The sequence below is a fragment of the Chitinophaga sp. ARDCPP14 genome, from assembly GCF_051362515.1.
Lineage (GTDB): Bacteria > Bacteroidota > Bacteroidia > Chitinophagales > Chitinophagaceae > Chitinophaga.
Map to the genome: position 1 here is coordinate 152,244 of NZ_JBKIXB010000003.1, position 25,815 is coordinate 178,058.

At 46.3% G+C, this 25,815-nt stretch carries 30 protein-coding genes; 12 read left to right on the top strand and 18 right to left on the bottom strand.

What is annotated here, in order from left to right; genetic code table 11:
* The first annotated feature begins 26 nt into the window (after window positions 1-26).
* The gene (locus ACLHR0_RS09665; protein WP_429048022.1) at window positions 27-1,349 is read left to right on the top strand and encodes a saccharopine dehydrogenase C-terminal domain-containing protein; all 1,323 of its coding nucleotides are present in this window, start codon (window positions 27-29) and stop codon (window positions 1,347-1,349) included.
* 86 nt (window positions 1,350-1,435) lie between these two features.
* Here the strand turns inward: ACLHR0_RS09665 and ACLHR0_RS09670 are convergent, their stop codons facing one another.
* From ACLHR0_RS09670 to pdhA, 7 genes are all read right to left on the bottom strand, one after another.
* Window positions 1,436-2,113 (bottom strand): SIR2 family NAD-dependent protein deacylase, encoded by a 678-nt coding sequence (locus tag ACLHR0_RS09670; protein WP_370913109.1) that lies wholly within the window; start codon window positions 2,111-2,113, stop codon window positions 1,436-1,438.
* A gap of 10 nt (window positions 2,114-2,123) precedes the next feature.
* Window positions 2,124-2,990, bottom strand: a complete 867-nt coding sequence (locus ACLHR0_RS09675) for a DUF4349 domain-containing protein (RefSeq protein WP_436486169.1) — start codon at window positions 2,988-2,990, stop codon at window positions 2,124-2,126.
* A 108-nt stretch (window positions 2,991-3,098) separates the two neighbouring features.
* Window positions 3,099-3,512 carry an EVE domain-containing protein gene (locus ACLHR0_RS09680; protein ID WP_436486171.1) on the bottom strand — a complete coding sequence of 138 codons (414 nt, stop codon included), beginning with the start codon at window positions 3,510-3,512 and terminating at the stop codon, window positions 3,099-3,101.
* A gap of 34 nt (window positions 3,513-3,546) precedes the next feature.
* Window positions 3,547-4,266: a (Fe-S)-binding protein gene (locus tag ACLHR0_RS09685; protein ID WP_370913112.1), complete on the bottom strand. Its 720-nt coding sequence runs from the start codon at window positions 4,264-4,266 to the stop codon at window positions 3,547-3,549.
* 25 nt (window positions 4,267-4,291) lie between these two features.
* The gene (gene ribH, locus ACLHR0_RS09690) at window positions 4,292-4,792 is read right to left on the bottom strand and encodes a 6,7-dimethyl-8-ribityllumazine synthase (protein ID WP_436486173.1); all 501 of its coding nucleotides are present in this window, start codon (window positions 4,790-4,792) and stop codon (window positions 4,292-4,294) included.
* A gap of 65 nt (window positions 4,793-4,857) precedes the next feature.
* A complete protein-coding gene (locus ACLHR0_RS09695) occupies window positions 4,858-5,556 on the bottom strand; it encodes a tetratricopeptide repeat protein (RefSeq protein WP_370913114.1) in 699 nt (232 codons plus the stop codon).
* A 120-nt stretch (window positions 5,557-5,676) separates the two neighbouring features.
* On the bottom strand, window positions 5,677-6,669 hold the full coding sequence (gene pdhA, locus ACLHR0_RS09700; RefSeq protein WP_370913115.1) for a pyruvate dehydrogenase (acetyl-transferring) E1 component subunit alpha: 993 nt from the start codon (window positions 6,667-6,669) through the stop codon (window positions 5,677-5,679).
* Between the two features lie 228 nt (window positions 6,670-6,897).
* Here pdhA and recF point away from each other — a divergent pair, with 228 nt between their 5' ends.
* Window positions 6,898-7,977 (top strand): DNA replication/repair protein RecF, encoded by a 1,080-nt coding sequence (gene recF / locus ACLHR0_RS09705; RefSeq protein WP_436486176.1) that lies wholly within the window; start codon window positions 6,898-6,900, stop codon window positions 7,975-7,977.
* 81 nt (window positions 7,978-8,058) lie between these two features.
* Window positions 8,059-8,346: a DUF721 domain-containing protein gene (locus ACLHR0_RS09710; RefSeq protein ID WP_370913117.1), complete on the top strand. Its 288-nt coding sequence runs from the start codon at window positions 8,059-8,061 to the stop codon at window positions 8,344-8,346.
* Between the two features lie 3 nt (window positions 8,347-8,349).
* Here ACLHR0_RS09710 and ACLHR0_RS09715 read toward each other — a convergent pair whose 3' ends face one another.
* The 6 genes from ACLHR0_RS09715 to ACLHR0_RS09740 all read right to left on the bottom strand — a co-directional run bounded on the left by ACLHR0_RS09715 (window position 8,350) and on the right by ACLHR0_RS09740 (window position 12,822).
* Window positions 8,350-8,859: a DUF4252 domain-containing protein gene (locus ACLHR0_RS09715; RefSeq protein ID WP_370913118.1), complete on the bottom strand. Its 510-nt coding sequence runs from the start codon at window positions 8,857-8,859 to the stop codon at window positions 8,350-8,352.
* Between the two features lie 18 nt (window positions 8,860-8,877).
* Complete coding sequence (locus tag ACLHR0_RS09720) at window positions 8,878-9,399, bottom strand: DUF4252 domain-containing protein (RefSeq protein ID WP_370913119.1); 522 nt, start codon at window positions 9,397-9,399, stop codon at window positions 8,878-8,880.
* 34 nt (window positions 9,400-9,433) lie between these two features.
* Window positions 9,434-9,907 (bottom strand): hypothetical protein, encoded by a 474-nt coding sequence (locus tag ACLHR0_RS09725; RefSeq protein ID WP_370913120.1) that lies wholly within the window; start codon window positions 9,905-9,907, stop codon window positions 9,434-9,436.
* Window positions 9,897-10,412: an RNA polymerase sigma factor gene (locus tag ACLHR0_RS09730; RefSeq protein WP_436486180.1), complete on the bottom strand. Its 516-nt coding sequence runs from the start codon at window positions 10,410-10,412 to the stop codon at window positions 9,897-9,899. The genes ACLHR0_RS09725 and ACLHR0_RS09730 overlap by 11 nt, the downstream gene beginning before the upstream one ends.
* A 265-nt stretch (window positions 10,413-10,677) precedes the next feature.
* Entirely contained in the window at window positions 10,678-11,733 is a 1,056-nt protein-coding gene (locus tag ACLHR0_RS09735; protein ID WP_436486182.1) for an ABC transporter permease, read from the bottom strand.
* Between the two features lie 6 nt (window positions 11,734-11,739).
* A complete protein-coding gene (locus tag ACLHR0_RS09740) occupies window positions 11,740-12,822 on the bottom strand; it encodes a BT_3928 family protein (protein ID WP_436486184.1) in 1,083 nt (360 codons plus the stop codon).
* 262 nt (window positions 12,823-13,084) lie between these two features.
* Here ACLHR0_RS09740 and folP point away from each other — a divergent pair, with 262 nt between their 5' ends.
* Window positions 13,085-13,951, top strand: coding sequence for a dihydropteroate synthase (gene folP / locus ACLHR0_RS09745; protein WP_436486185.1), 867 nt, complete (start codon window positions 13,085-13,087; stop codon window positions 13,949-13,951).
* Window positions 13,952-13,975: 24 nt separating this feature from the next.
* Window positions 13,976-14,788: a diadenylate cyclase gene (locus tag ACLHR0_RS09750; protein WP_370913125.1), complete on the top strand. Its 813-nt coding sequence runs from the start codon at window positions 13,976-13,978 to the stop codon at window positions 14,786-14,788.
* Window positions 14,789-14,869: 81 nt separating this feature from the next.
* Here ACLHR0_RS09750 and ACLHR0_RS09755 read toward each other — a convergent pair whose 3' ends face one another.
* Together ACLHR0_RS09755 and ACLHR0_RS09760 are read right to left on the bottom strand one after the other, a co-directional pair.
* Window positions 14,870-15,745: an FKBP-type peptidyl-prolyl cis-trans isomerase gene (locus ACLHR0_RS09755; protein ID WP_370913126.1), complete on the bottom strand. Its 876-nt coding sequence runs from the start codon at window positions 15,743-15,745 to the stop codon at window positions 14,870-14,872.
* 38 nt (window positions 15,746-15,783) lie between these two features.
* Window positions 15,784-16,788, bottom strand: a complete 1,005-nt coding sequence (locus ACLHR0_RS09760; protein WP_370913127.1) for a DHH family phosphoesterase — start codon at window positions 16,786-16,788, stop codon at window positions 15,784-15,786.
* 165 nt (window positions 16,789-16,953) lie between these two features.
* Here ACLHR0_RS09760 and ACLHR0_RS09765 point away from each other — a divergent pair, with 165 nt between their 5' ends.
* Window positions 16,954-17,370 carry a nucleoside-diphosphate kinase gene (locus ACLHR0_RS09765; RefSeq protein ID WP_436486188.1) on the top strand — a complete coding sequence of 139 codons (417 nt, stop codon included), beginning with the start codon at window positions 16,954-16,956 and terminating at the stop codon, window positions 17,368-17,370.
* A 433-nt stretch (window positions 17,371-17,803) separates the two neighbouring features.
* Entirely contained in the window at window positions 17,804-18,703 is a 900-nt protein-coding gene (gene xerD, locus ACLHR0_RS09770; RefSeq protein WP_370913128.1) for a site-specific tyrosine recombinase XerD, read from the top strand.
* Between the two features lie 118 nt (window positions 18,704-18,821).
* Here xerD and ACLHR0_RS09775 read toward each other — a convergent pair whose 3' ends face one another.
* Window positions 18,822-19,712, bottom strand: coding sequence for a hypothetical protein (locus ACLHR0_RS09775; protein WP_436486190.1), 891 nt, complete (start codon window positions 19,710-19,712; stop codon window positions 18,822-18,824).
* A 484-nt stretch (window positions 19,713-20,196) separates the two neighbouring features.
* Between ACLHR0_RS09775 and ACLHR0_RS09780 the strand changes: the two genes are divergently transcribed.
* The 5 genes from ACLHR0_RS09780 to ACLHR0_RS09800 all read left to right on the top strand — a co-directional run bounded on the left by ACLHR0_RS09780 (window position 20,197) and on the right by ACLHR0_RS09800 (window position 23,777).
* The gene (locus tag ACLHR0_RS09780) at window positions 20,197-20,610 is read left to right on the top strand and encodes a hypothetical protein (protein ID WP_436486192.1); all 414 of its coding nucleotides are present in this window, start codon (window positions 20,197-20,199) and stop codon (window positions 20,608-20,610) included.
* A 218-nt stretch (window positions 20,611-20,828) separates the two neighbouring features.
* Window positions 20,829-21,335 (top strand): hypothetical protein, encoded by a 507-nt coding sequence (locus ACLHR0_RS09785; RefSeq protein WP_429048045.1) that lies wholly within the window; start codon window positions 20,829-20,831, stop codon window positions 21,333-21,335.
* Window positions 21,322-22,131, top strand: a complete 810-nt coding sequence (locus tag ACLHR0_RS09790) for a sensor histidine kinase (protein WP_429048047.1) — start codon at window positions 21,322-21,324, stop codon at window positions 22,129-22,131. Before ACLHR0_RS09785 ends, ACLHR0_RS09790 begins: the two co-directional genes overlap by 14 nt.
* A gap of 118 nt (window positions 22,132-22,249) precedes the next feature.
* Window positions 22,250-22,906: a response regulator gene (locus ACLHR0_RS09795; RefSeq protein WP_370913133.1), complete on the top strand. Its 657-nt coding sequence runs from the start codon at window positions 22,250-22,252 to the stop codon at window positions 22,904-22,906.
* 19 nt (window positions 22,907-22,925) lie between these two features.
* Window positions 22,926-23,777, top strand: coding sequence for a DUF2911 domain-containing protein (locus ACLHR0_RS09800; RefSeq protein ID WP_370913134.1), 852 nt, complete (start codon window positions 22,926-22,928; stop codon window positions 23,775-23,777).
* A gap of 198 nt (window positions 23,778-23,975) precedes the next feature.
* On the opposite strand, the gene ACLHR0_RS09805 is transcribed toward ACLHR0_RS09800, so the two are convergent.
* Both ACLHR0_RS09805 and ACLHR0_RS09810 read right to left on the bottom strand, forming a co-directional pair.
* Window positions 23,976-25,685, bottom strand: coding sequence for a sodium:solute symporter (locus tag ACLHR0_RS09805; RefSeq protein WP_436486195.1), 1,710 nt, complete (start codon window positions 25,683-25,685; stop codon window positions 23,976-23,978).
* Window positions 25,682-25,813, bottom strand: coding sequence for a hypothetical protein (locus ACLHR0_RS09810; protein ID WP_429048051.1), 132 nt, complete (start codon window positions 25,811-25,813; stop codon window positions 25,682-25,684). Before ACLHR0_RS09810 ends, ACLHR0_RS09805 begins: the two co-directional genes overlap by 4 nt.
* Window positions 25,814-25,815: the final 2 nt, after the last annotated feature.

The following is a 25,815-nucleotide window of genomic DNA, read 5'->3' on the forward strand; positions in this document are numbered from 1 at the left end:
TCTTAATCACTTTTCTAAAGAAGACTATGAAGAACATACTGTTGTTTGGAGCCGGTAAATCGGCCACCAGTTTGATCGACTATCTGTTGGCAAATGCACCGAGGCAAAAATGGCATATCACTGTAGCCGATCATGATCTTTCGCTCATCAAATCCAAAACAGGAAAATCATATTATGCTACCCCCGCTGCACTCGATATTAAAGACAGCGCGGCCAGACAACAACTCATCCGGGATACCGATCTCGTCATCTCCCTGTTACCCGCCACCCTGCACATTTTGGTGGCCAAAGATTGTCTTACTGAAAAAAAGAACCTCCTCACCGCCTCCTATATCGACGAAGAAGTACGGCAACTGCAACCCGAAATTGAAAAAGCCGGGTTACTCTTCATGTATGAAATGGGATTAGACCCGGGTATCGATCACATGTCGGCCATGAAACTCATTCATTCCATCGAAAAGAAAGGCGGACAGATCTTCTCTTTTAAATCCTACTGCGGGGGCCTTATCTCCCCGGACAGCAACGATAATCCCTGGCAGTACAAAGTATCCTGGAATGCCCGGAACATTGTAATGGCAGGCGTTTCCGGCGCTACCTACAAAGAAAAAGGAAAGGTAAAGGAACTTAGCTACGAACAACTGTTTGATCATACAAAAACGATCCAGGTACCTGGCTTCGGTAAACTGGCCTTCTATCCCAACCGTGACTCACTGGGATATATGCAGGCGTATAAGCTGGAAGAACTGGCCACTTTTATGCGCGCCACCCTCCGGTATCCCGACTTCTGCGAAGGCTGGAACGCCCTGATGAAGCTGGGCCTGACAGACGACGGTCATAAGATTGCCACGGATAAGCTTACGTATACTGAGTGGGCCACCAAATCCGTTAAAGAAGGAACAGGCACCCCGGAAGAGAATATGGCCCAGTTCCTGGGCGTTAGCACCAAGTCCAAAGTGATCCGCCAGTTAAAATTCCTGGGATTATTAAATACAGAAGTCATAAATTTAGGGGAGCAAACCAACGCAGGCGTTCTCCAGTTCCTGGTGGAAAACAAACTTAAAATGGAGCCTGCCGACAAGGACATGATCGTAATGATGCACGAGATTGAGTTTGAACGCCGCAACATGGCCACCAGGATGCACAGTTACATGATTGTTCAGGGCGAAGACAGCATACATACCGCAATGGCTAAAACAGTGGGACTTCCGCTCGGCATCATGGCCAAAATGATTCTCCAGGATAAGGTAACGTTAACAGGACTACAAATACCGGTAATGCCGGAAATATATAACCCCGTTCTAAAAGAATTAGAGGAGTATGATATCAGATTTGAAGAAAGCTTTGAATAAGCGCAAAGTTATTTTTTTCCTATGATGGACTCTAACCGGGCACAAGGACTTGTGATACCTCCCCTGAAGTGGGGAGGTTTTTTATTTTACAGGATACTTAATAATTCCAGCACGCCTTCTGTAGCAGGCTTTTCAATCAGGTGCAGGTTATCCGCTTTTCCTACTTCGGGAATTTTCCGGTCGATGATATACACCGGCACGTCCGGTTTTACATACTGCAACAAGCTGGCGGCAGGATATACCTGCAGGGATGTTCCCACCACCACAAACACATCGGCCTCCCATACTTCCCGTGCGGCCTTTTCAATCATAGGCACCGCCTCGCCAAACCAAACGATGTGCGGGCGCAGCTGTCCACCGTCTTCTGCGAGGTCACCCATCTTAATATCCTCCCGGATATCATAGATCAGCGCTTCATTATTCACGCTGCGCATCTTGAAAATTTCCCCGTGCAGGTGCAGTACTGTAGTGGAACCTCCTCTTTCATGGAGGTCGTCAATATTCTGAGTGATGATCCGCACATCATACTTTTCTTCCAGCTTTGCCAGGCCTGTGTGTGCAGCATTGGGAAGCGCCGCCTTCACGTCCTGCCGGCGGCCGTTGTAAAAGTCCTGTACCAGGGCAGGATTCTTCTCCCAGCCTTGCGGAGAAGCCACTTCATACACATCATAGCCCTCCCATAATCCATCCGTGTCTCTGAAAGTCCGGAGGCCACTTTCTGCGCTGATGCCGGCTCCGGTCAGCACCACCAATCTTGGTTTCATGTGAATTCGTTTATAGGTTTACGTTAGCTGGGGTTTTACGGGATTTCCATCTCCCTACTCCTCTTTTTATAAAAATAAAAATAAAAACAATACCAACAATCAAAGGCCATGCACTCAATATGCCCAATGCAAAAGATAAAAGCCCGTTCCAGCCATCTTTAAACGACAACCACGAGCGTTGCAGGAATCCCGGCGACTGCGGATCTGTATTGGCAAACGTCTGGTAATACTCCAGGCTGATATTGCTGTAGGCCACATGATGATCCATGTACTGCAACCGGCCCTTTGCGGATTCTATTTCTTCACGGATGCCTTTCAGCTGTGCCTCCACTTCCAGTATTTCTTTTACATTCTTCGCCTGCTGCAGGATCTGCACATAACGCTGTTCTACTGCCAGCCGTGCTTTCATACGGGCGTCGAGGTCTACATATTCTTCTGTTACATCAGTGGAGGTAATACTTTTTTCATCTACCCGGGAGGCGCCGCCGGTGAGGCTTTCCACGCATTGTTCAAAAGCGGCCGCCGGCACTTTTATGGCTACCTCATTCCGCCATTGCATACTGGTATTTTCCTGTTTTTCACTGGCAATGTAGCCGCCGTACTTTTTAACTGTATCGGCTATACGTTTTTTACAGGCTTCAAAGTCGGAAGTGGAAAATCGGAGCACCGCATTTTTTATTATTTTTTGAGAGATGGGTAAGGCAGGCGCCTGATCAGCTTCGCTTTCAGACAGGGGAAGCTCGTCGCTGGCTACTACAGGCGTGGTCATCCGGATATCTTTCTGTTTGAATTCAGTTGCAACCGGGGCACTGTTATTGCGGCAGGCCGGCAATAAGGCCACTGCTGTGCAAAAGGCTAATATGAAGGAATGTTTCATGAGCTGGAATTTTCTCTATGATGAACATCTTTCACGAATTCCATAAACGGCGAAGGTTATCTTCCATAAGAAAGATAACCTTCGCCGTTTATATCTCTGGTAAAGTACCTACTTCTTCATACCACCCATTTCCATGATCGCCTCAAATTCTTCCGGCTTCACATCACACACGGATAAGCGGCCCTGGCGGATAAGCGACAGGTTGGCCAATCGTTTTTCAGTTTTCATCTGTACCAGCGTCACGGCCTTTTTAAATGGCTTTAATGGTTTAAGATCTACCACCACCCAGTTTGGATCGGGTGTAGTGGGATCCTGGTAAGCTTCTTTGGCAACGGTGGCCAGGCCTACTATTTCCATCCCTTCATTGCTGTGATAGAACAGTACCTGGTCGCCTTTTTTCATGCCCCGGAGGTTGTTGCGCGCCTGGTAGTTGCGCACACCATCCCAAAAGGTGATCTTATCTTTTACAAACTGATCCCAGGAATATTTAAATGGCTCAGATTTCACCAACCAATAATTCATATAGCAATTAATTTTCGTAATCAGATAGTTGGAATTACCAACCGCTGGCCAATACATCTGCAATGTGCATCACTTTGATGTTGGTACCGTGCTTACGGATATAGCCATCCAGGTGCATGAGGCAGGAAAGGTCGGTGGAGATCAGGTAATCGGCGCCGCTGGCAACGGCATTGTTTACTTTCTGTTCGCCCATTCCCATGGAAATAGGTTCAAACTTAACGGAGAAAGTACCGCCAAATCCGCAGCATACTTCGGCATCGTTCATCTCTTTCAACTCCAGTCCTTTTACTTTTTCCAGCAGTTTACGGGGGCCTTCTTTGATATGGCATTCCCGCAGTGCGCCGCATGCATCATGATAGGTGGCTACGCCGTTGAGGGTAGCTCCCAGGTCTGTTACATGCAATACGTCGGTGAGAAATTCGGTAAATTCGAAGAGGTTTTTCTTCAGCAGTTTCACATCATTATGTGCGGCTGAATTATCGAACAATTTGCCATAGTAGTTTCTTACAAAACCGGTACAGGAACCGCTGGGAGCAACAATGTAGTCGAAGGTTTTAAAGTCCTTTACAAACTTGGTAGCTACGGTACGGCATTCATCCTGGTACCCGGCATTGTAGGCCGGCTGACCACAACAGGTTTGTTCCGTGTTATACATTACATTACATCCCAGTTTCTCGAGTACCTTCACCATATTGAAGGCGGTTTCAGGAAACAGCTGATCTACAAAACACGGTATAAATAACTGTACATTCATCTCTATAGCTTTTAGCGATTAGCCCTTAGCTCTTAGCTAACTTTCTTTGCAATGCAATCATCTTCAGTGCAGTAATGGCAGCTTCTTCCCCTTTATGGCCGTGGGCCCCGCCGAGTCTGTCCTGCGCCTGCTGTTCGTTATCTACCGTCAGAATTCCAAATATAACAGGAACGGGTAACTGAAGGTTCAGTTGAAGGATACCTTCTGTTACGGCTTTACACACATAATCGAAATGAGGTGTTTCGCCACGGATCACGCAACCGAAAGCAATAATAGCGCCAGGCTGTTTGCCGGTGCCTTTGGTGGTTTCCCAGTATTGCTTACAGGCGTAAGGTAATTCGAAAGCGCCAGGTACAATTATTTTTTCTGATTTGGTGATGTTATACTGTTTGAGGGCTTTTTCACAGCCGCTTACCAGTTCATTCACGATGGCATCATTCCATTCGGTATACACCATAACAACACTGGCATCCTCCAGGTTGAGAATGCCAGCGTCATTTAATAAGCTCTTATTGTGCTCGGACATATTTTATAGCTTTGGGCTGTTGGCAGTTAGCTGTCAGCTAAAAACTAACAGCTAACTGCTAATAGCTAGTTCTTTACATCTCCCAGTCTTGCCAGGTATTTATCCATTTCACGACCTTCGTTGGTGGTAGGGAAATTCTTTTTAATTTCCTGATAGATAGCGATTGCTTCCTGCGCCTTACCAGCTCTTTCCAGGGCCTGGCCTGCACGGAACAGGTATACGGGGGCAGTCAGTTCATTATCGTTATAGTGACCTGCTTTCTTGTAGGATTCAATACCTTCTTCAGCTTTATTCAGCTCCATGTAAGCGTCGCCGATCAAACCGTAGGCAGTGGGTTGCAGCAGCAGATCATTTGAACTAAAAGATTTCAGCATGTCGATACCCTTCTGGTATTCGCCCAAACGGATGTAGCAAACGCCTGCGCTGTATTTAGCGAGGTTACCGGCTTTGGTGCTGCCGTATTTATCTGCTACCTGGATGAAACCGTAGTTATTACCATCGCCGTTCAGTGCCAGTTTGAATGAATCTACCGCGAAGTAGTTTTGCGCATGGAAAATCATTTCCTGTGCTTTATTTTCATTAGGCTGTTTTACAAAACGGTTATAAGCGAAGAAACCGCCTACCACTACTACTACAGCCAATACGGCTATAGAAATAACATTTTTGTTTTTATAGAAGAAATCTTCCGCCTTGTGCATGGATTTCTCCAGGTCAAAATCTTTTGTAGGTTGAGGCACGGTGGCTTTATCTTTAGTTTCTGCCATTGTAAGGTGTAATTGTGATTGCTTGGTTATTAAATATAGGGTTTAGCTTTAGGCTTTAAGCCTTTAGCAGATGCAGCTTTGCTACATTTACTAAAGGCTTAAGGCAGATAGCTAAATACATTAGTCAACGATGAATGGATAATCTTCCTGAACGTAAACGTCTTTCAGCAATTCATCATCGGCTGGCCACGGAGATTCTTCTGCGAATGTTACACACTCTTCAACTTCCACTTTTACGCGTTCGTTGATTGCTTCAATTTCTGCTTCGGTAGCCCATTTATTTTTCTGAATAACTCTCAGTACTTCGTTGATCGGATCTTTCTCCTTGTATTCTTCGAGTTCTTCTTTTGTGCGGTATTTAGCGGGATCACTCATGGAGTGACCACGGTAACGGTATGTTTTGATTTCCAGCAGGGTTGGACCGCCGTTTTCACGACCGCGTTTCACCGCTCTTTCGATACCATCATGTACAGCTTCGCAGCTCATACCATCGATAGAATCGGCCGGCATTTCGTAAGCATCCGCCAACTTATAGATATCCAATACGTTGGAGGTACGTTCTACAGAAGTACCCATGGCGTACATGTTATTTTCACAAATGAAAATCACAGGGAGCTTCCAGGTCATGGCCATGTTAAAGGTTTCATGGAGGATACCCTGACGGGCAGCGCCATCACCAAAGAAACACAACACGACGTTGTCTGTTCCTTTGTATTGCTCTGCAAGCGCCAGTCCGGCACCTGTACCTATCTGAGCTCCAACAATACCGTGGCCACCGAAGAAGCCATGTTCTTTAGAGAAAAAGTGCATGCTGCCTCCCTTTCCTTTCGAACAACCGGTTGCTTTACCATACAGTTCAGCCATACAAGCTTTAGCGGAAATTCCTTTTGCAATTGCCAGCGCATGGTCGCGGTAGGCCGTGATGAATTTATCCTCGGGCTTGGTAGCAGTCATCGCACCAGCAGCAATTGCTTCCTGTCCTATGTACAAATGACAAAAGCCACGGATTTTTTGCATCCCGTACAATTGGCCTGTCTTTTCTTCAAAGCGGCGCAGCAAAAGCATCAATTCATACCAGTACAGATATGTCTCTTTGGTGAATTTCGTCTTCACGTCTGTTTTAGTTTGCACTCTTTCTAAATTTGTTCGCAAATATAACAGGAAAATCGTAAAATATAAATATCAATTCTAATTCCCATTAAATTATGCAATTTCATCAATTTCAAACAGTTTTGCATTTATTTGCACGGGAATCACAGGGAAGTTCCCATTAGAGCGGTTTTTTATCACTTATACAATTGATAATTTTCGCATATTATTATTTACGAATAATCTTTTTCTTTGCTTTATATAAATAAAATATTACTCGTTCAGTTCAAAAATTACAGCCAGGCGACCTTTTCCTTCGGGCACAGGATCGTGGGCATCACCGGCCGCAACGGTGCCGGCAAAACAAACCTGCTGGACGCCATCTACTACCTTTGCTTCACCCGCAGCTATTTTACCAGCAGCGAAAGTCAGAATACCCAGTACCTGACCAACGGCTTCCGGCTGGAGGGCTATCTTGAAAAAAATAACCAGGAAGAAAAAATTGTCTGTACCCTCAAAGAGGGCCGGAAAGAAATAAGCCTTAACGACGACCGGTACGACCGCTTTTCCCGGCACATCGGGCAGTTTCCCGCCGTAATGATAGCCCCGGACGATGCGGACATCATCCTGGGAGGCAGCGAGGAAAGGCGTAAATGGCTGGATAGTCTCCTCTCCCAGCTGTATCCCGAGTACCTCGACCACCTCATCATCTATCAGAAAATATTATTACAGCGGAACACGCTCCTGAAAAACATGGCCGCTACCGGGCAGAACCAGGATAGCCTGCTGGATGTATTCGACCTGCAGCTGGTGATGCATGGCGTACCGGTGTACGAAACCCGGAAAGCCTTTCTCCAAACCTTTATTCCGCAGGTACAGCGCCTGTACGATTATATTGCCGGCACCCACGAAGTGGTAAATATCCAGTACCAGTGCACCCTGCAGGAAGAAGATTACGCGGTACAGCTGCACCAGTCCAGATACCGCGACATGCAGTTACAGCGCACCACTACCGGTATTCACCGCGATGACCTCCTTTTTTTGCTGAACGGCCACCTGATGAAAAGCAGCGCTTCACAGGGACAGCGCAAAAGCTTTTTGTTTGCACTTAAGCTGGCACAGTTTGAAGTGATCCGTCAGCATAAAAAATTTCCTCCGCTCCTGTTGCTGGATGATATATTCGAAAAGCTTGACCAGGAAAGGGTGAGCCGCCTCATTGCCCTGGTTGCCAGCGATAATTACGGCCAGGTGTTCATTACAGATACGCACGCAGAGCGCCTGCAAGAGGCATTTGCAGGCACCGGCGAGGCCATACAGCTGATAACAATATAGCTTTTAGCTTTCCTCCGTAAAGTTGATCACCAAAAGCTAAAAGCCCATCACAGAGAACCAAAAAATCACTAGCTTCGCACCATGCGTCATGGAACCACCAGTATCGGAGATGCGCTCCGGGAATTTATGAATAAGAGCAGGATGAAACCCCGTCTCACGGAAGTACGCATCCAGGAAAACTGGGAGAAACTGATGGGTAAAACTATTGCCCGCTACACACAGAGTATCCAGCTGATCGATCATACACTGATCGTTACAACTACGGTGGCGCCGCTAAAACAGGAACTAACTTATTCGAAAGATAAGATCATCAAGCTGGTGAATGAAATGCTCGGGGAGAACATTGTAAAGGAAGTGATGATCCGGTAAGTATCAGTTGGAGGCAAACTGGTGAATCAGTTCGTTGATATCGCTCATTTTCAGGGTAGTTTGCAGGTTGACGATCAAAAAGTCATTTTCGTCCTGCACCAGCATCACCACATTACCCAATTCATCGTCTTTTCCTTTGTTGAGTATATGGATCAGGCTTCCCTTTTCCCTCACTTCCATCAGCAAATCAAAATTTTCATTCCGTTGCAGGTTACTTTTCAGATCGGCGATATCGTCGTTGCTCACTGTGCCGCCTTTCACGTTAGAGATGGTGTACATCTTTACTTTGCGCACATTTTTAAGCGCATGTTTCATTGTCTGGGCATCTGCATCTTCACTATCAAACGACAAGCATAAACTTCCAAGCCGCATAGCAAAGTTGCCAAAGCTGATGGTATGTGTTTCGGCGCTTCCCCTGTACTTGTTGCGGAACTCCCGCAGGCATTTATCCTGGGCCTTTACAGCGGTGGCAGACAAAACGATACAACTGGCGGCAATGAGTAATGATTTCATGGGGGTGGTTTTTAAAAGTTATTTCTTCTTCACATTTTTTAGTTTATCCATTCCCTGGATATTCACGCCGTTGGCGATCTGTGATATTTCATTGAGGTCCATGGTGCCCACGAGGCTCATGGCCAGGAACTGATCGGAACTGCCTACCAGCATGACCAGTTCATTGATATTTCCTTTCGCATCTTCTTTGACGAGGAACTTCAGGTCGCTGTCTTTGTCGCGTACCGTCATCAGCTCTTCAAAATCGCTGCCAAGGAAGGCGGCGGCCTCTTTGTACAACCGGGGACCATCTTTGGTGGTTTCCTTTGTAAGGATACGGAGTCCTTTCAGTTTCTGGATCACCTTCATCATGTTTTTGGCATCCGCGTCGCCGGCATCTACTTTGGCGAACATGCTGAACATTTTGGGGGTAATGGTGATCACCGTGAAACTGCGATCGTTCTCGTACTTCTGGAAAAACCGTTCTATAACGCTTCCCTGTTGCGCGAAGAGGTGAAAACTGGCAAAGACTGCCAATAGTAATAACAAGAATCGTTTCATCTTTCTAAATTTATATCAGGTTTTAAAATGGCCGTTAGTCTTCCTTGCCTTCTACCACAGCAGTAGCTTCATTGAAATAAGACAGCTGCTGCATCTTTGAGGTGCCTTTGTGCAGGTTTTTAGCCAGCAGCTGTAAAGCCCTTTTTGTTTCGTCCAGCGCTTTCTGCGGATCGTTCAGTTCCTGCTGCTCCAGGGCTACCAATACCTGTTGTTCACGCTGCTGGTGCTGTTTGAGCGCATAACCGATGCCTACTGCCACCATGATCACAGCTGCATACTTCATCCAATGCCGCCAGGGCGAAAGCTTCACCACTTTTACCGGCGGCGCTTCCCATACTTTTTCCGCCTCCCGGTGAAAATAGCCGAACAGGGGCGCTGCTTCCTGCAATACTTCCGGCAGGGCTGAATGTGGCGTACTGAAAAAATCCCGCAACACCGCTTCCTCTTCGAGGGAAGTTTCTCCTTCCCAGTACTTTTCCACCAATACAGTGATTTCTTTATAATCCATATACCTGCAGGTTTTGTAGTTTCTCGCGTACCGTTTTACGGGCACGGTGCAAATTCACTTTAACGTCGTTCATGTCTATATCGAGTATGTCGGCGATCTCCTGGTAGGAATGCCCGTCGATATCCCTCAGTTGAAGGATGGTGCGGTACTTTTCCGGCAGGGCGTTGATAGCCACATGCACTTTTTCCATTACATCGTTCTGTTCTGTTACCGCATGGGGACTTTTCTGCTGCGTTGCCGGCAGCTCTCCTGCCCTATCCAGTTCATCAGACATCCGGTATTTCCTGGCTTTGATTTTATCCAGGGCCAGGTTGCGGGTGATGCGCATGCACCAGGCCTCCATGTTTTGCAGTTCCGCCATCTTCTCCTGCATGCCCCAAACTTTCATCAGGGCATCCTGGGTGATATCCTGCGCGTCTTCCTCGTTGCCCAGCAGGCGGAACGCAAAGCGGTAAAGCTTTGGCCTGACTGGAACTACCTGGGTAAGGAATCGATCTAATGACATGCAGAATAGTGCGTTTTGAAAGAAGACGACTGTAAAAAGAAGATGTTACAAAGATGCCGATATTTTTTTGCGGATTTTGTCTTGGCTCAGGATTACACTGATTATACTGATTTTCTGGATTTTGTTTTTTTGATTTTATAAAGGATTAAGGGGATGTAAGTGTATATATTCGCTTTTATAATCTAAAAAATCAAAAAAAATCAAAAAGATAAAATCCAGAAAATCAGTATAATCAGTGTAATCCTGAGCCAAGACAAAATCCGCGTTAGTCCAGTTTGATCCGCGGGTCGATGAGCGTATAGAGCAGGTCGGCCAGCAGGTTGACGATCACGAAGATGCCGGCCGTAAAGAGGATGGCTCCCATTACCACGGGGAAGTCGAATTTATCCAGCGCCTCCACGGTTACTTTGCCGATGCCTTTCCAGCCGAAGATGTATTCCACGAAGAAGGCGCCTGCCAGCAGTTCGGCGAACCAGCCGGTGATGGCGGTGATCACCGGGTTGAGGGCGTTGGGCAATGCGTGCCGCCAGATCACTGCGGAGCGGGAAAGGCCCTTGGCGTAGGCCGTGCGGATATAATCCTGGTGCAGTACATCCAGCATGGCGCTGCGCGTGAGCTGCACGATGATGGCCAGCGGGCGGATACCAAGAGTAATAGCCGGCAGCACCAGGTTGCGCAGGTTAAGTACCCTGCCTTTGAACGGATCCACATCAAACAGGTTGCCGGACATATGCAGGCCGGTATAATCGCTGAGTACAAAGCCAAAAAGATAAGCCAGCACGATGCCGGCAAAAAATGAAGGGGCGGAAATACCCGCCACACTGGCGAATACTGCACCAGTATCCATCCAGGTATTTTGCTTTACCGCCGATAATACGCCCAGGGCAATGCCGTTGATGGTGGCAAACACCATCGCAGCTATGGCCAGCAGCAACGTACCCGGCAATGCCTCCATTAAAATATCCCACACCTGTTTTTTGCCCTGGTAAGAGCGGCGGAGATAGGGTGCTTTCAGCACCAGGAGTTTGTCCTTTGATATATGCGCCACCGTTAGATAGCGGAGATTTTCATCCGCTTCCTGTTGGGTGTGGACTCCAACCGGCAGCAGGTCGTTCAGGTAATACAGGAACTGCGTCCCCACCGGCTGGTCGAGATGCAGTTCCCGGCGCACGTTTTCCAGGGAGGCCACATCGGCCCGCTGCCCCAATGTAAGCCGCGCCGGATCGCCAGGCAGCACATTGAACAGGAAGAACACCAGCACCACTACGCCGAGCAGTACCAGCAATCCGTATCCGGTTTTACGAAGCAGAAAACGAAGCATATATTATTATGGTATATCGTTATAGTGCCATTTCCCTTTAATGGTGCCTTTGTTCAGCAGGATCAGGGCAGGATTACTTCTGCCGGCGGTTTTAATGGCTACGCCATCCATCTGCACAAATGGAAACTCCAGGCCATGTTGTTGTTTGAAGGCAGCAATTTCTTCTTTGGTGGAAGCGGTTACTCCATATATAACTACCTGCTGGTTTTTCCATTGCTGTTGCAGGGCTTTTATTTTTTCGTCCCATCCGCTGCCGGCCTTTTGAGTATTCAATACCAGGAAGAGATATACCGGTTTGGTTTCAGACAGGATGGCTTCCGTTTGGTTCACCCCATCGAGATCAGTGAGAATGAAATCCTTGATGGCCGGTTCCGCGTTTCCTTTCTTCACCAGTTTATCTTTACGGTCCACAAACTTCCAGGTACTGTCGGACCACGGGTAATTGTCGGCAGTAAATTCTTTCTTCTGCCCATCCTTTTCATAAATGAAGATCATCTCATACACGTCTGGCGTAGCGCCCGGCGGCAGTTTCATCTTCTCGGGAATATTATTACCTACTTTATACGGCAGGCAATCGAAGAGCGGAAGGTGTTTTAAAGTATACCGCTGGATACCGAAGGCGAATAAGGCCGAGAGCAACAGTACCGCGCCGGCTCCTTTAAAGAGTGGCTGTATGGTGTTCCGGTAAAAGAAGATCACGAGGATCATCACCAGCAGGATCACATCTTTCCAGAAGGTTTCCTCGGCGGTGAGTTTGATACAGTCGCCGAAGCAGCCGCATTCACGGATGGTACCGCTGAATAATGCGTACCCGGTAAGGAAGGTAAAGAATATAATGAGCAGCAACAGCAGTACGGAAAAGGCCCTCATGCGGTAGCCGATGAGCACTGCTACACCGGCAATAATTTCGAAGGCATTCATGATAATAGAAAATGCCAGGGAATAGGGAGACAGGAAGGTAAGGTGCAATACCTCGAAAAACTCCTCCATTTTATAGCTGAGTCCTAACGGATCATTAGCTTTAATCAGACCTGAGAAAATGAATAACACCCCAACGATTATACGTAACAGGTTAAGGATAATCTTCATAAAATAGTTTAATGGTTAAGTGATCCGTGAAGATAAGAACAATCAGGGTTTACCTTCCCGGGAAATTGATGAGCGTATCTGAAAGTGAGTTGACGACGCGCCAAATCTATTTCTGAAATTGAACTGCTAAATTCCTAAATTCGGCAATGATTGATTTTCCTTCTTAGATTTGCAGGCAAAATAAAGAATTTCGGGTAAAAGGCCGGAACTATGTGAAAATTCAGGAGCAAGAGCCTGCATGCTAACTTCTTAACGCATTCAAATGAAACCAGACCATATCCCCGTAACAACAATGTCTTCACCGGTAATAAATTGCAGGGGGCAATTGTTATCCCTGGCCACCCCTGCTGTAATGGGTATTATTAATGTTACCACCGATTCTTTTTATGAAGGCAACCGCATGCATGAGCTGCACCAGGTGATGGAGAAAGCGAAGCAACACCTGGAGGAAGGGGCTGCCATACTGGATCTGGGCGCACAGAGTACCCGCCCCGGTGCGGAGATGGTGGGACGGGAAGAAGAGATTCACCGGCTGCTCCCGGCGATACATGCCATTTTGAATAAGTATCCTTCCGCAATTATATCTGTAGATACCTGGTATGCTGCGGTGGCAGAGAAAGCGGTACATGCCGGCGCGGCTATTATCAATGATGTGAGCGCCGGGGATATGGATGCGGAGATGATTCCGGTTGTTGGTCAGCTGCAGGTACCTTATATTGCGATGCACATGCAGGGCAAGCCTGCCACCATGCAAAAAAATCCGCAGTACAACGATGTGGTGTCCGAAGTGCTCGATTACCTGAAAGAAAAGCTGGCGGCCTGCCGTGCCGCCGGTATAAAGGACTTTATTGCTGACCCGGGATTTGGTTTTGGAAAGACAATTGATCATAACTATGCCCTGCTGAAACACCTGCGCCTGTTTTATGATGTACTTGGAGTACCTGTGCTGACGGGCATTTCCCGTAAGTCGATGATCTATAAACTACTGAACATAACCCCGGCCGATGCCTTGAACGGCACTACTGTATTAAACACCATAGCCTTGCAACAGGGCATCCATATATTAAGGGTACACGATGTAAAAGCCGCTGTGGAAGCGGTAAGGATTACGGAGAAAATGAACGGATAATTTAATCTTGCTATTTTTACAACTATGAAGGAAGTAATAGAATTTTATGGAGTTGAGTTTCGATGGCTGGATCTGCTGGACCTGCTGATTGTAATTTTTTTGATCATTCAGTTGTATCGTTTATTAAAGGGGAGTCTTGCTTTTAATATTTTCGTAGGCCTGTTAATGGTATATGCCGCATATTTCCTGGTGAGGGCGTTAAAGATGCCTATTCTCACCATTATCCTGCAAAACTTTATCAATGTTGGTATCATTGCCATCATCATCATTTTCCAGCCGGAGATCAGGAAGTTCCTGCTGGTGCTGGGTAAGAAAACGCCGCTGAGCAAGGACAGTTTTTTAACCAAATTGTTCCTGCCTGATAAGTTTAAGAGTTATAAAGAAGAAGAAAACATTATTAATGAAATTATTGTGGCGGTGAGCCGGATGCAGAGCACCTTTACCGGGGCTTTGATGGTAATTGCCACCACCTACCGTTTGAAATTTGATTCCGCATCCAGTATTCCTATTGATGGAAACGTGAGTGCGAAACTCATTGAAAGCATTTTTGAGAAACACAGTCCCCTGCATGATGGGGCGCTGATCATTGTGGGCAATAAGATCCTGGCGGCCAAAGTGATCCTGCCGGTATCTGAGAATCCTAACCTTCCTACCCGTATAGGGCTGCGTCACCGGTCGGCGGTGGGCATTACGGAGCATAGCGATAACCTGGCGATCATTGTTTCTGAAGAAAGGGGGACGGTGTCTTATGCGATCGACGGGGTACTCACCCAGGATGTGTCGCTGGAAGACCTGAAAGTAAAGCTATATGAAGTATTGATAGATGGATATGCCTGATCCGGGAATAAGCCACATAGCATAAAAGGAAAGCCCCCTGCCATTTGGCAGGGGGCTTTCCTTTTATGCGGTTATAATCAATTACTTACCGGGAGTAGCGAATTGAGAAGGAGCCGGAGCGCCTGCTTTAATATCTACTAACTCTACGTTAAATACGAGGACAGAGTTTCCAGGAATTACCGGAGGACTTCCCTGTAAGCCATAAGCCAGTACAGAAGGAATTACCAGGGTAGCTTTGGAACCTTTTTTCAGGCCGCTTAAACCAGCATCCCAGCCTTTGATCACGAAGCCGCGACCGATAGGGAACTTAATGGGTTCTAAAGGCATGCCCGGGCGCATAGTTGAATCCTGGCTGGAATCAAATACTTTACCGGTGGTGAGCTTACCTGTGTAGTGTACATAAACGGTGTCACCTGGATTAGGTGTACTGCCTGTACCTTCCTGGGTTACTGCTACGTAAACGCCTTCAGCGTTTTTAGTGGCATTGATCTTGTTCTTATCCAGGTATTCTTTAATAACTTTTTCGTCTTTTTCTTTCTGGGCAGCAGCAGAGTATTTGTTTTCTACTGCGAAAGTGATTTTCAGTTTATCACCTTTTTTACCAAATGGAGGACGCTCCTGGGCTGGTAATGAATCCCATGGAATGATAAAGGTTGCGCTATCACCTTCGTGGAGGAGGGCAATACCTTCCATCAGATCGTACTTATTCTGTGGTTTTGCCACCAGCACCGGAATTGCAGCACCTACCATTTTGCGGGAATCGCCCAGCAGGGAGTCATTGATACGCTGGGTAACATTCACCAGGGCAGTATCGCCTAATTTCAGTTGTGCTCCGCTGCCGGATTTGTGAACGATATACTCAATACCGCCCGGTGTTTTTTTAACACCTGTACCGCAACTGGCTAAAAGAAAGCCTAAAGCCGCAGTTGCAACTAAAAACTGATTGTTTTTTTTCATTTGATTGTATTAGTAGGTTGAAATACTTTATTTACAGTTTATTGTAACAGGTCTTCGTTCTCTTCCACGGCTTTGATAAAGCGGTCCACTGTTTTTTCCAGCGGATCGGTGCTGCGGCCTCCGGAAGCGTTGAAATGCCCTCCCCCGTCGAAATATTTGCGGGCGAAGGTATTTACGTCGAAGTCGCCTTTTGAGCGGAACGACAGCTTCACTTCTGAGTTACGGTCAATGATCAAAGCGGCCATCTTGATGCCCTGTATAGACAACAGGAAGTTCACGAGTCCTTCGGTGTCTCCTGTCTGGAGGTCGAACCGTTTAAGATCGGAGTACGGGATGGCCAGCATGGCGGTATTATATTCATAGAACACTTCCATGCGGTTCAGCAGACTATGTCCGAGGAAGCGCAGGCGGTTTTCCAGGAAGTTATCATAGATCGCCTGGTGGATCACCTCATGTTTCAGTCCCCTTTCCATCAGGTCGGCTACCATACGGTGTACGGCTGCGGAAGTAGATGCAAAACGGAAAGAACCTGTATCTGTTACAGTGCCGGCATAAATACACTGTGCAATTTCGAGGTTAATATACTGCTCATCTCCCAATTTATATATAGTTTCATAAACTAATTGGGCGGTGGAGCTGGCTTTGGTATCGCTTATGCCATACTCAAAGCTGGGCTGTGGCTCCAGGTGGTGGTCTATCAGAATTTTGATACAGTCCAGTTTTTCCAGGTGCGGCGCCAGGTTTTTAGTGCGGTAAAGCGCGTTGAAATCCAGGCAAAACAGGAGATCGATGCCTTCCAGCGCCTGAATGGCCCGGTCCATAGAGGATTCGTAGTCAATCACGTCGTCGGCTCCTGGCATCCATTTCAGGAAATCCGGAAAATTTGTAGGTGAGATTACAGTTACCTGATGCCCTTTCTGTACTAAGTAGTGATACATTGCTAAGGAAGATCCCATGGCATCCGCGTCTGGCTTCTGGTGCATTGTAATCACCACTTTCTTAGGGCTCTCCAGCAAAGGCTTAATTTCCTCGATCGGCTTCATTAAAAAACTGTAATGTTAAGAGTTGATTTCCAATCACAACAAGTGGTTGAAACAGAAAACGAAGTGCGAAGATCTTTATTTGAGCCAGAATTTCAAAATTTTTTACCACTAAAGAAAATGTAATTACTTTTGCGGCCTAATCTGTAATTCGGAATTAAACATTATATGAGCAACAGAACATTTACTATGATCAAGCCTGATGCAGTAGCAAACGGGCACATTGGCGGCATTTTAAACATGATCAACGCTGCAGGTTTCCGCATCGTAGCCATGAAAATGACGCAGTTATCTATTGCTAAAGCAGGTGAGTTTTATGCAGTACATGCGGAAAGACCTTTTTACGGTGAACTGGTAGAATTCATGAGCAGCGGCCATATCGTAGCAGCTATCCTGGAGAAAGACAACGCCGTAGAAGATTTTCGCAAACTGATCGGTGCTACCAATCCTGCCAACGCAGAAGAAGGTACCATCCGTAAAAAATACGCAGAGTCTATCGGCCGCAATGCGGTTCATGGTTCCGACTCTGATGAGAACGCTGCTATAGAAGGTAACTTCTTCTTCAGCGGTCTGGAGAAATTCTAGTCCTGACGGGCAAAATCATTACAAAAAGGTCAGCTTCGAAAAAGCTGGCCTTTTTTATTTGCCTTCAATGTTTTGCTTCATGATAACACATTCATTTAGATTAATTTACACAATCTATAAGAAGTAACACTTTAGATATAATGCAAAAGCTGACAAAAAGGCGTAATCACATGATTTTTAATGAAAATATGAGCCCCGAAAATCAGCAAAAATGAACGTTTTAAAGAGGAAAACAGACCCGTTTTACATCCTTATATACATTTCATTATCAAATAATTACAACAAAACTCCATCATCTTACTTTAAGTAAAACCACTCTCCTCTTTTTCACTCCAGAAACACCTGTTTTTCCTGATATTATTTTACCCCTGAAAGGATATTTCCCGGATAGCCGTGACCGTAGTTTTGTAAAAAGCTTTTAACTTGCCGGCATATGTGGGAATCATTCCGGAAACTGTTTAAAGGGTATTTAAGATTAGAGCGGTCTATGTCTGACCACTCCGTGGAAGCATATGTAAGGGACGTGGAAAAACTGGAGCAGTACCTCCTCGCTCATGGAAAAGAAAAGCTCCGGCCCCAGGATGTAACATTTGAGGACCTGCAGGATTGTGTGCAATGGATCGCCAAACTGGGAATGACTGCCAGCTCCCAGGCCAGAACTATTTCCGGCCTCAAAGCCTTTTACAAGTTCCTCCTGCTGGAAGACATGGCCCACGAGGACCCCACCCAACTGCTGGAAGCTCCGAAGATTTTACGCAAGCTGCCCGATGTACTCACCTTCGAAGAGATTGAAAAGATCATTGCGCAGATCCCCCTGGATACCGCGGAAGGTCACCGTAATAAAGCCATCCTTGAAACCATGTACAGCTGCGGCCTGCGGGTAAGCGAGGTCATTAACCTCCAGATCAGCCAGCTCCACATGGACGTAGGATTTATCCGGGTAATCGGGAAAGGCGACAAAGAGCGGATGGTCCCCATCGGCAAAGATGCCATGCGCCAGATAGATATTTACCGGAGAAATGTCCGTATAGAGCTGCCCGTTAAGCACGGCCAGGAAGACACCCTTTTCCTCAACCGCCGCGGCGGCGCATTGAGCAGGGTGATGATCTTCCTTATTATAAAGGAGTTGACCCAAAAAGCCGGTATTCATAAAAATGTGTCGCCCCACACTTTCCGGCACTCCTTCGCCACCCACCTGGTGGAAGGCGGCGCCGATCTCCGCGCCGTACAGGAAATGCTGGGACATGAGAGCATTACTACTACGGAGATCTATACTCACCTGGACCGGGAATATTTAAGAGATACCCTCCTGCGTTTCCATCCCCGGTTTTGATACCGTAAACAAAAAACAGCTACCGGGGAAAGGTAGCTGTTTCATTTCTGCTGTTAGAAGGTCACAAACAATCGGGTAGTTTTTGCCATGATAAGGAAGGTGTATTCAAACAATCTTATTACAATAAGCTATGGGTTAGCAAGCGGTATTTATCCTGCTTGTTCTTCTTTGGGTTAGTAAGGGTGATCACATCACTGAACCAGTTGCCAATCTGGTCTGAGGCGCGTTTCACCCGGGACGGACGGTAAATTATATTCACATTGCTGCAGGGACCCAGGTCCTGCCGGTGGGGCATCCGGGCCATCTTCTCATCTTCCGCCCACAGCAATTCGTTATTCCTGTAAACTTTAAAGTACACATCGGGCCCCAGGTTCTTGCGTCCGGGTATAATGGAGTGCAGGATGCCATTTGCAAGATGCTGCCTTGAAAAGTGCAGGGTGTAGCGTCCAGCTTCGTTGGTGTGCGCCTGCCCAATCAGTTTGCCGGTGAGCGCATTATACGCTTCCACTTTCAGATGAGGCTGTCCTGACGCCGCCATGTGGGGTTTTACTACGCCGGTAATTACCCAGGCGCCCGCGTTGGCGTATATATTATGCCAGGTGGCGGCGGGGATAACATAAGCATATGCGCCTACGTAGCCGCCGCTGTTACGTTTCCAGTGCAACACCAGTTTACTCAGGTGGAAGTTACGGGACTGCTTTGTACCGTTCTTTCCCGGCAGCTGATCCAGGCACAGATCCAGTTCCAATGCTTCGGTGAACAGGTGTACTTCATTCCAGGAGAGGTTGAAGTTGCCTTTTTCATCCAGGGTGGTTTCCGCCAGCAACCGGTCGGCCTTCATCAGTACTTCCCGGGCCGACAACGGTTTCATGTCGTTAAAAATTCCGTGGGGCTGATCTGCCGCCTGCAATACAGCAGGGAGGTAAACCCGGATCCGCGCGTTTGCCAGGGGCTCTACGCAATCGTTACAAATAAGTGCAGAGATGTTTCCGATTAATAGGTAACTCATAATTTTATTTTTTTTAAAGAAAAAAAAAGGGGTTAACGAGCATCACCTGATGAATTGATTCTGCATATTACTAACCGAAAAAAACAAACATGGTAGAAAGGCCAATTACTATGAACTTTTCTGAGGACAATAGATTTAAAGCCGGTTGACAATACAAAGATTAAGAACTTTAAAGGAGTAGTCAAGCGTTTAACAACTGAAAAAAAGCTTTACGTATAACTACGCAAATTGAATATGGGAACTACGCTATTCACCTTTTGGTTGTTTTCCGGCAGGTAAAAAGTAATGCGTATAAATACGCATTCTGAAGTGAAGCCTACGGAATCCGCTCCCTTTACTTAAGAGGATAAAACCGCTCAAATGCAATAGCACATTCAATTCCACCTGCGTAAAAACACAGTTTCGGGTTACATTACCGGTTGGTGGCCGGATTGTATATGCGATTATTTGTAATAATTTTACTGCAAACTAAAACTTACCCACAATGAATGATTTTCCAAAAAGGCCGATCCCTTCGGATACCGGCGCTTTCATTTCACTTGAAGAAATGACCACCCTTACAAAAAATCACGATGAGGATCATGTAAATCAGAAGTCCTTTGGTACCCATGTTAAGGCGATGTGTTTTGGTAAAGACAAAATTATTGAATTGCTGGACCAACCCGGGGCAACAGCTCTGAGAATCTATTATGGTATTAAGGTAGATACTGACGGAGATGGAATAAAGGAAAAGAAAATGATCCTGGTAGCCGTTGATGAAGAAGGTAATGACATCCTTCCTGCAGAAACCACCAATGCAGGCCCCGGTGGCGTGGTATCCAAAGGCGCTATGGCGAAAATACTTGATTCAGGATTACCTTGCCCCGAATATTGTACAAAACCCGGAGGAAAAGGATAAGTGATAAATAATATCATCAACAAAGCCATCTCGTGAATGTAACTTTATTTTTTACTATTTTTTACAGCATGGTGGGGATCGAAGCACTGGTCTTGATCCCCTTCCTTTTAAATTATAAGTCCCTGGACTTCTCGTCCAGGTGCATATTTTTTTACATTTTGAGCTGTATTTTTTTTGCAGGAGGGTCTGTTCTGGTAGAACGGTATATCGGGAACAACATGTGGTTCTTCAGCCTCATGCACTTTATCCAGTTTGTGATCCTCTCTGTATTTTTTTACCGGAGCATCTCTAACCCCACTATGAAAAACATTGTGAAGTATATGCCTTTACTACTACTGGCAATATTTATATTTGACCTGTTTTTCATAGAGGGGGTACGCGCCTTTAATTCCATTTCATCGGGCGTTAAGCAGCTGGTAGTACTTACCTATGGTCTATATCTCTTTTTACAACTGCTGAGGGACAGGAATCTCATAGAAAAATCGATATACATTGATTCTTTGCCGATATTCTGGTATAATTCAGGGATCTTTATCTTTGCCTGTACTGAATTTCTATTTTGCATCAGCTATAACCACTTACAGGCGCTTTTCACCACCGGTGTTGCCAGAATGGGTATGACCATCGCAATACTGAGTATCAATTATATTGTTGGAATGATATCAATGATTCTTCTTTATATTGGGTTCTCTAAGATCAAAAAACTAAGACATGCGAATTATTGATGTTATTGTAATTGGTACTACAGTAATGTTAATGCTGGGAGTCATTGTGATATTGCTGGTAATGCTCCAACAAAAAATGGTTATCCAACATAAACTTGATATACGTGACAAAGACCTTCAGCTCCAACGGGAACGCCTCATCGCAGTACTCCAGGGCCAGGAACAGGAACGTAAAAGGATTGCGGAAGACCTGCACGACGAAGTGGGCGCACAACTGTCTGTGCTGAAACTCAACCTCGGAGGCCTTCAGCCCCTGCTGAAAACCGGCAACGGTGAAACAGAACGGCTTAAGGAAACCAAAGACTTTACCGATACTATTATACAACAACTGCGGTTCATCTCCCAAAGCCTGCACCCCCAGGCATTGGAAAACCTGGGCCTGGCACATGCGCTGGACTCCTTCTGCAACCTGATGAACAAAAACAAACAGGTAAAAATAGCATTTAAAACAGCCGGCAACGGGCAAACGGTAGACCGCGAAAAAGCTTTAAACGTTTACCGTGTGGTGCAGGAACTGATCAATAACATCCTGAAACATGCGCAGGCAACGGATGTACTCATCACCTATCAAACCACTCCGTCCCTTCTTACCGTTACCGTGGAAGACAATGGTAATGGCGCTTTGCTAACCTCTCTGCCCGCTTCCCGTGCCAAAACAGGCAGCCTGGGACTTAAAAATATTGAAAGCCGCCTCAATATTATCGGTGGAAATATTAACTTCACTCCCGGAACACCACAAGGTACCATTGCTACGATAAGTGTAGAGAATTATCAGACACCTGCACAGAATAGTTGATACTTATGTTGTTTTATTGCTAAATTGCCATCCGGTTGTGTTGAACCCGCTTGTAACGACATGACTCATAGTAATTTATTCTGAATAAAATAATAGCAAATCTTCTAACTGTCCACCTATGGCACACATAAAAGTGGCCATTGCTGATGATCACAAGATCTTCCGCAGTGGAGTCATAAACACACTGATTCCTTATGAAAATATCAGCTTCGTTTTTGAAGCCGACGATGGCCTGCATCTGCTGCAGAACATGGAAACACAACAGCCGGATGTTATCCTGATGGATCTGAAAATGCCCAATATGGACGGCATTGAAGCCACCATTAAGGTAAAGGAAAAGTATCCCGACGTAAAGGTCATTATACTCACCATGTATGAGGACGACAACTTCATTGTCCACCTGGTGGAAAACGGCGCCAACGCCTACCTGTTGAAAAATGCGGAACCGGAAGAGATCTATGAAGCCATCTGTACTACCTTTGAAAAAGGATTTTATTTTAATGATAACGTAAACCTGGCACTGCTTAAAAAGGTATTACACAAAAACAAACAACAATTTAAGCCAACACTAAAAAATGAAATCCAGCTCAATGACCGGGAGCAGGAAGTACTGAAGCTAATCTGCAATGAACTGACTACCCAGGAAATTTCCGAACAGATTTTCCTAAGCCCCCGTACTGTAGAGGGGATCCGTCAAAAATTACTGGAAAAAATCAACGTTAAAAACAGCGTTGGTCTGGTACTGTATGCATTCCGTAACGGATTAATAGAATAGTTTTAAATACCCACCAAATATGAGTACTATCAGAACCTTTGCCGCTACAGCGGGCGCTATGCTGCTGTTGTATGCCGGCACTACCCTGGCCCAGGGCATTAAAATGCCTGCGCCAAGTCCTACGCAGACCATTAAACAGGACTTCGCTTTATCCAATATAGAGCTGAGCTACTCCCGTCCGCTGAAAAACGGCCGCGTTATCATGGGCGACCTGGTCCCTTATGGTAAAGTATGGAGAACCGGCGCCAACAGCGCTACCACCGTTACTTTCGGTGAAGACGTAATTTTCGGCGGCGTACCCGTGAAAGCTGGTAAATACGGTTTGCTTTCTATTCCAGGCGCTCAGTCATGGACCGTTATCCTGACCAGCAGCCTCGATGTAACCAGCCCTGCTGCTTACAAACCAGAAAACGATGTGGCCCGTGTAAACGTAAAACCGGTAGCTACCCCTTTCAGCCAGGAAAGCTTTACCATCGGATTCGAAAATGTACGTTCCAACTCCGTGGTACTGGCCCTCAGCTGGGATAAAACCAAAGTACCCGTAGTGATAAAAGCGGATATCGACGATAAAATCACCGCCCAGATCAACGATGCCATGCAGAACGCCGAAAAGAAACCTTACTTCCAGGCAGCTGTATATTACTATGAAAGTGGTAAAGACATCAACAAGGCGGTAGAATGGATCAACGAGGCAGCTACACAAAGCCCCGACGCCTTCTGGATATGGTACCAGAAAGCCCGCATCAATGCGAAAGCTAAAAACGTGAAAGTGGCGAAAGAAGCAGCGCAGAAGTCAATAGAACTGGCTACTACTGCTAAAAACGACGATTATGTAACGTTGAACAAGAAGTTACTGGCTACGTTAAAATAGCGCGCGGAGGTTGTCTGACTCAGGATTACACTGATTTTATTGATTACCTGGATTTGACTACTTTTGATTTTAAAAGATTTGGGGAGATATAAGCGGATATTTTCGCTTTTATCTCCCCGATTCCTTTATAAATCCTTTATAAATCCTTTATAAATCCTTTATAAAATCAAAAAAGTAAAATCCAGCTAATCAATAAAATCAGTGTAATCCTGAGTCAGACAACCTTCGCGTATTTACAAAATACTGGAAGATCCAACCCAGTAATACTACCAGCAAGCAGCCGATCGCATTCAACCAGAGGAAGGACACCGTGCCGGTCCAGTAAATTACCAATACCACAATTTCTCCAATGATGGCCGCCCAGAAAGTAGCGGTGCCTCCTACCCGCTTCAGGTAAAAAGCTACCATGAAAATACCGAGGATCACCCCGTAAAACCAGGAGCCAAGCACGTTCACCACTTCTATCAAACTGCCCAGGCTGCCGGCAAACTGCGCTACCACGATACAGAATACACCCCAGATCAATGTCCATAGCTTGGATATTTTCAGATAATGATCTTCTGAAGCATGTTCGTTGTACAATCGTTTGTACACGTCTATCACCGTGGTGGACGCCAGCGAATTCAGCGCCGCAGCAATACTGCCCCAGGCTGCCAGGAAGATGATGGCAATCAGCAATCCCACCAGTCCTTTCGGTAAACTGTTCACTACAAAATGAAGGAATATATAGTTGGTATCATTGGTGTCTGCAGTAGGATCGGATGCCTTGATGAGTGATAATGCCTGGGTTCTTACCAGCTGCGACCGATCATCGGTTTGCTGCAACGCTTTTTTTGCAGAGGCAATCTGTGTGTGGTTATCTGTTTCGAGTGCAGCAGCCAGTTGCTTTACCTGCTGCTGTTTTAAGGTTCCCAGCTCATTGTACTGGTCTTCCAGTTTCAGCATCGCCGGGCCCTGTTCGGTTTTATGCACCCTTGCCAGCTGTGCTTCATTGAAGAAAATCGGCGCACGGAAATACAGGTAAAAAACAAATACCAGGGCGCCTATCAGCAGGATCAGGAATTGCATGGGCACCTTTACAAGACCATTCATCAGGAGGCCCATACGGCTTTCTTTGATTGATTTTGCAGTAAGGTAACGACCTACCTGCGACTGGTCCGTACCAAAGTACGACAGCGCCAGGAAGAACCCTCCTATCACCCCGCTCCAGATGTTGTATTTATCCTTCCAGTCAAATTTCGTAACAATCACATTCAGCTTGTCCATTTTTCCCGACACCTGCAACGCCTGCTTAAAACCAATATCGGCCGGCAACAGGTGAACGACCATCCAGCCCGCGAGGAACATACCTCCGAAAATGATGGCCAGCTGGAATGTTTGTGTGTAGGCCACAGCTCGGGTACCGCCTGCCACCGTATAAATGATCAGCAATCCGCCCATGATCATATTTGTCCAGTACAGGTTCCAGCCCAGTAAAGAAGACAAAATAATAGAAGGTGCACAGATACTGATACCGGTAGATAAACCGCGTTGGATCAGGAACAGGGAGGACGCGAGGGTACGGGTTTTCAGGTCGAACCGTTGTTCCAGGAATTCATAAGCCGTATATACTTTCAGTTTATGGAAGATGGGTACAAACGTGATACAAAGCACTACCATCGCCAGGGGCAAACCAAAGTAATATTGCACAAAGCGCATCCCATCCGTATATGCCTGGCCGGGCGCTGATATAAAGGTGATAGCGCTGGCCTGGGTACCAATGATCGACAGCAAAATGATATACCAGGGCATGGACTGGTTATCCAGGAAATAACTTTCCATGTTTCGCTGGCCACGGCTTTTCCAGACACCATAGCATATGATTACAGTGAGGGTACCGATCAGTACCATCCAATCTAAAGGACTCATGAAAACGTTTTGGTGAATAAGTAGAAGAACGCTACCAGTAACAGCAACCAGGCTGTTACCAATACGTACCACCACGTCCATGACGGGAACAATGGCGGCTTTTCTTCCTGCAGGTTATCTGCTGCCATAA

What these genes read in the sequence shown, in the direction of transcription:
- ACLHR0_RS09760 (WP_370913127.1), bottom strand. Translation starts at nt 16,788, where the DNA reads ATGAAGCCGATCGAGGAAATTAAGCCTTTGCTGGAGAGCCCTAAGAAA.
- ACLHR0_RS09680 (WP_436486171.1), bottom strand. Translation starts at nt 3,512, where the DNA reads ATGAATTATTGGTTGGTGAAATCTGAGCCATTTAAATATTCCTGGGAT.
- ACLHR0_RS09800 (WP_370913134.1), top strand. Translation starts at nt 22,926, where the DNA reads ATGAGTACTATCAGAACCTTTGCCGCTACAGCGGGCGCTATGCTGCTG.
- ACLHR0_RS09670 (WP_370913109.1), bottom strand. Translation starts at nt 2,113, where the DNA reads ATGAAACCAAGATTGGTGGTGCTGACCGGAGCCGGCATCAGCGCAGAA.
- ACLHR0_RS09695 (WP_370913114.1), bottom strand. Translation starts at nt 5,556, where the DNA reads ATGGCAGAAACTAAAGATAAAGCCACCGTGCCTCAACCTACAAAAGAT.
- ACLHR0_RS09740 (WP_436486184.1), bottom strand. Translation starts at nt 12,822, where the DNA reads ATGAAGATTATCCTTAACCTGTTACGTATAATCGTTGGGGTGTTATTC.
- ACLHR0_RS09765 (WP_436486188.1), top strand. Translation starts at nt 16,954, where the DNA reads ATGAGCAACAGAACATTTACTATGATCAAGCCTGATGCAGTAGCAAAC.
- folP (WP_436486185.1), top strand. Translation starts at nt 13,085, where the DNA reads ATGAAACCAGACCATATCCCCGTAACAACAATGTCTTCACCGGTAATA.
- ACLHR0_RS09755 (WP_370913126.1), bottom strand. Translation starts at nt 15,745, where the DNA reads ATGAAAAAAAACAATCAGTTTTTAGTTGCAACTGCGGCTTTAGGCTTT.
- ribH (WP_436486173.1), bottom strand. Translation starts at nt 4,792, where the DNA reads ATGTCCGAGCACAATAAGAGCTTATTAAATGACGCTGGCATTCTCAAC.
- ACLHR0_RS09795 (WP_370913133.1), top strand. Translation starts at nt 22,250, where the DNA reads ATGGCACACATAAAAGTGGCCATTGCTGATGATCACAAGATCTTCCGC.
- ACLHR0_RS09780 (WP_436486192.1), top strand. Translation starts at nt 20,197, where the DNA reads ATGAATGATTTTCCAAAAAGGCCGATCCCTTCGGATACCGGCGCTTTC.
- ACLHR0_RS09790 (WP_429048047.1), top strand. Translation starts at nt 21,322, where the DNA reads ATGCGAATTATTGATGTTATTGTAATTGGTACTACAGTAATGTTAATG.
- ACLHR0_RS09725 (WP_370913120.1), bottom strand. Translation starts at nt 9,907, where the DNA reads ATGGATTATAAAGAAATCACTGTATTGGTGGAAAAGTACTGGGAAGGA.
- ACLHR0_RS09675 (WP_436486169.1), bottom strand. Translation starts at nt 2,990, where the DNA reads ATGAAACATTCCTTCATATTAGCCTTTTGCACAGCAGTGGCCTTATTG.
- ACLHR0_RS09710 (WP_370913117.1), top strand. Translation starts at nt 8,059, where the DNA reads ATGCGTCATGGAACCACCAGTATCGGAGATGCGCTCCGGGAATTTATG.
- ACLHR0_RS09785 (WP_429048045.1), top strand. Translation starts at nt 20,829, where the DNA reads ATGTGGTTCTTCAGCCTCATGCACTTTATCCAGTTTGTGATCCTCTCT.
- ACLHR0_RS09775 (WP_436486190.1), bottom strand. Translation starts at nt 19,712, where the DNA reads ATGAGTTACCTATTAATCGGAAACATCTCTGCACTTATTTGTAACGAT.
- ACLHR0_RS09730 (WP_436486180.1), bottom strand. Translation starts at nt 10,412, where the DNA reads ATGTCATTAGATCGATTCCTTACCCAGGTAGTTCCAGTCAGGCCAAAG.
- ACLHR0_RS09750 (WP_370913125.1), top strand. Translation starts at nt 13,976, where the DNA reads ATGAAGGAAGTAATAGAATTTTATGGAGTTGAGTTTCGATGGCTGGAT.
- ACLHR0_RS09685 (WP_370913112.1), bottom strand. Translation starts at nt 4,266, where the DNA reads ATGAATGTACAGTTATTTATACCGTGTTTTGTAGATCAGCTGTTTCCT.
- ACLHR0_RS09805 (WP_436486195.1), bottom strand. Translation starts at nt 25,685, where the DNA reads ATGAGTCCTTTAGATTGGATGGTACTGATCGGTACCCTCACTGTAATC.
- ACLHR0_RS09810 (WP_429048051.1), bottom strand. Translation starts at nt 25,813, where the DNA reads ATGGCAGCAGATAACCTGCAGGAAGAAAAGCCGCCATTGTTCCCGTCA.
- ACLHR0_RS09665 (WP_429048022.1), top strand. Translation starts at nt 27, where the DNA reads ATGAAGAACATACTGTTGTTTGGAGCCGGTAAATCGGCCACCAGTTTG.
- ACLHR0_RS09735 (WP_436486182.1), bottom strand. Translation starts at nt 11,733, where the DNA reads ATGCTTCGTTTTCTGCTTCGTAAAACCGGATACGGATTGCTGGTACTG.
- ACLHR0_RS09720 (WP_370913119.1), bottom strand. Translation starts at nt 9,399, where the DNA reads ATGAAACGATTCTTGTTATTACTATTGGCAGTCTTTGCCAGTTTTCAC.
- xerD (WP_370913128.1), top strand. Translation starts at nt 17,804, where the DNA reads ATGTGGGAATCATTCCGGAAACTGTTTAAAGGGTATTTAAGATTAGAG.
- ACLHR0_RS09715 (WP_370913118.1), bottom strand. Translation starts at nt 8,859, where the DNA reads ATGAAATCATTACTCATTGCCGCCAGTTGTATCGTTTTGTCTGCCACC.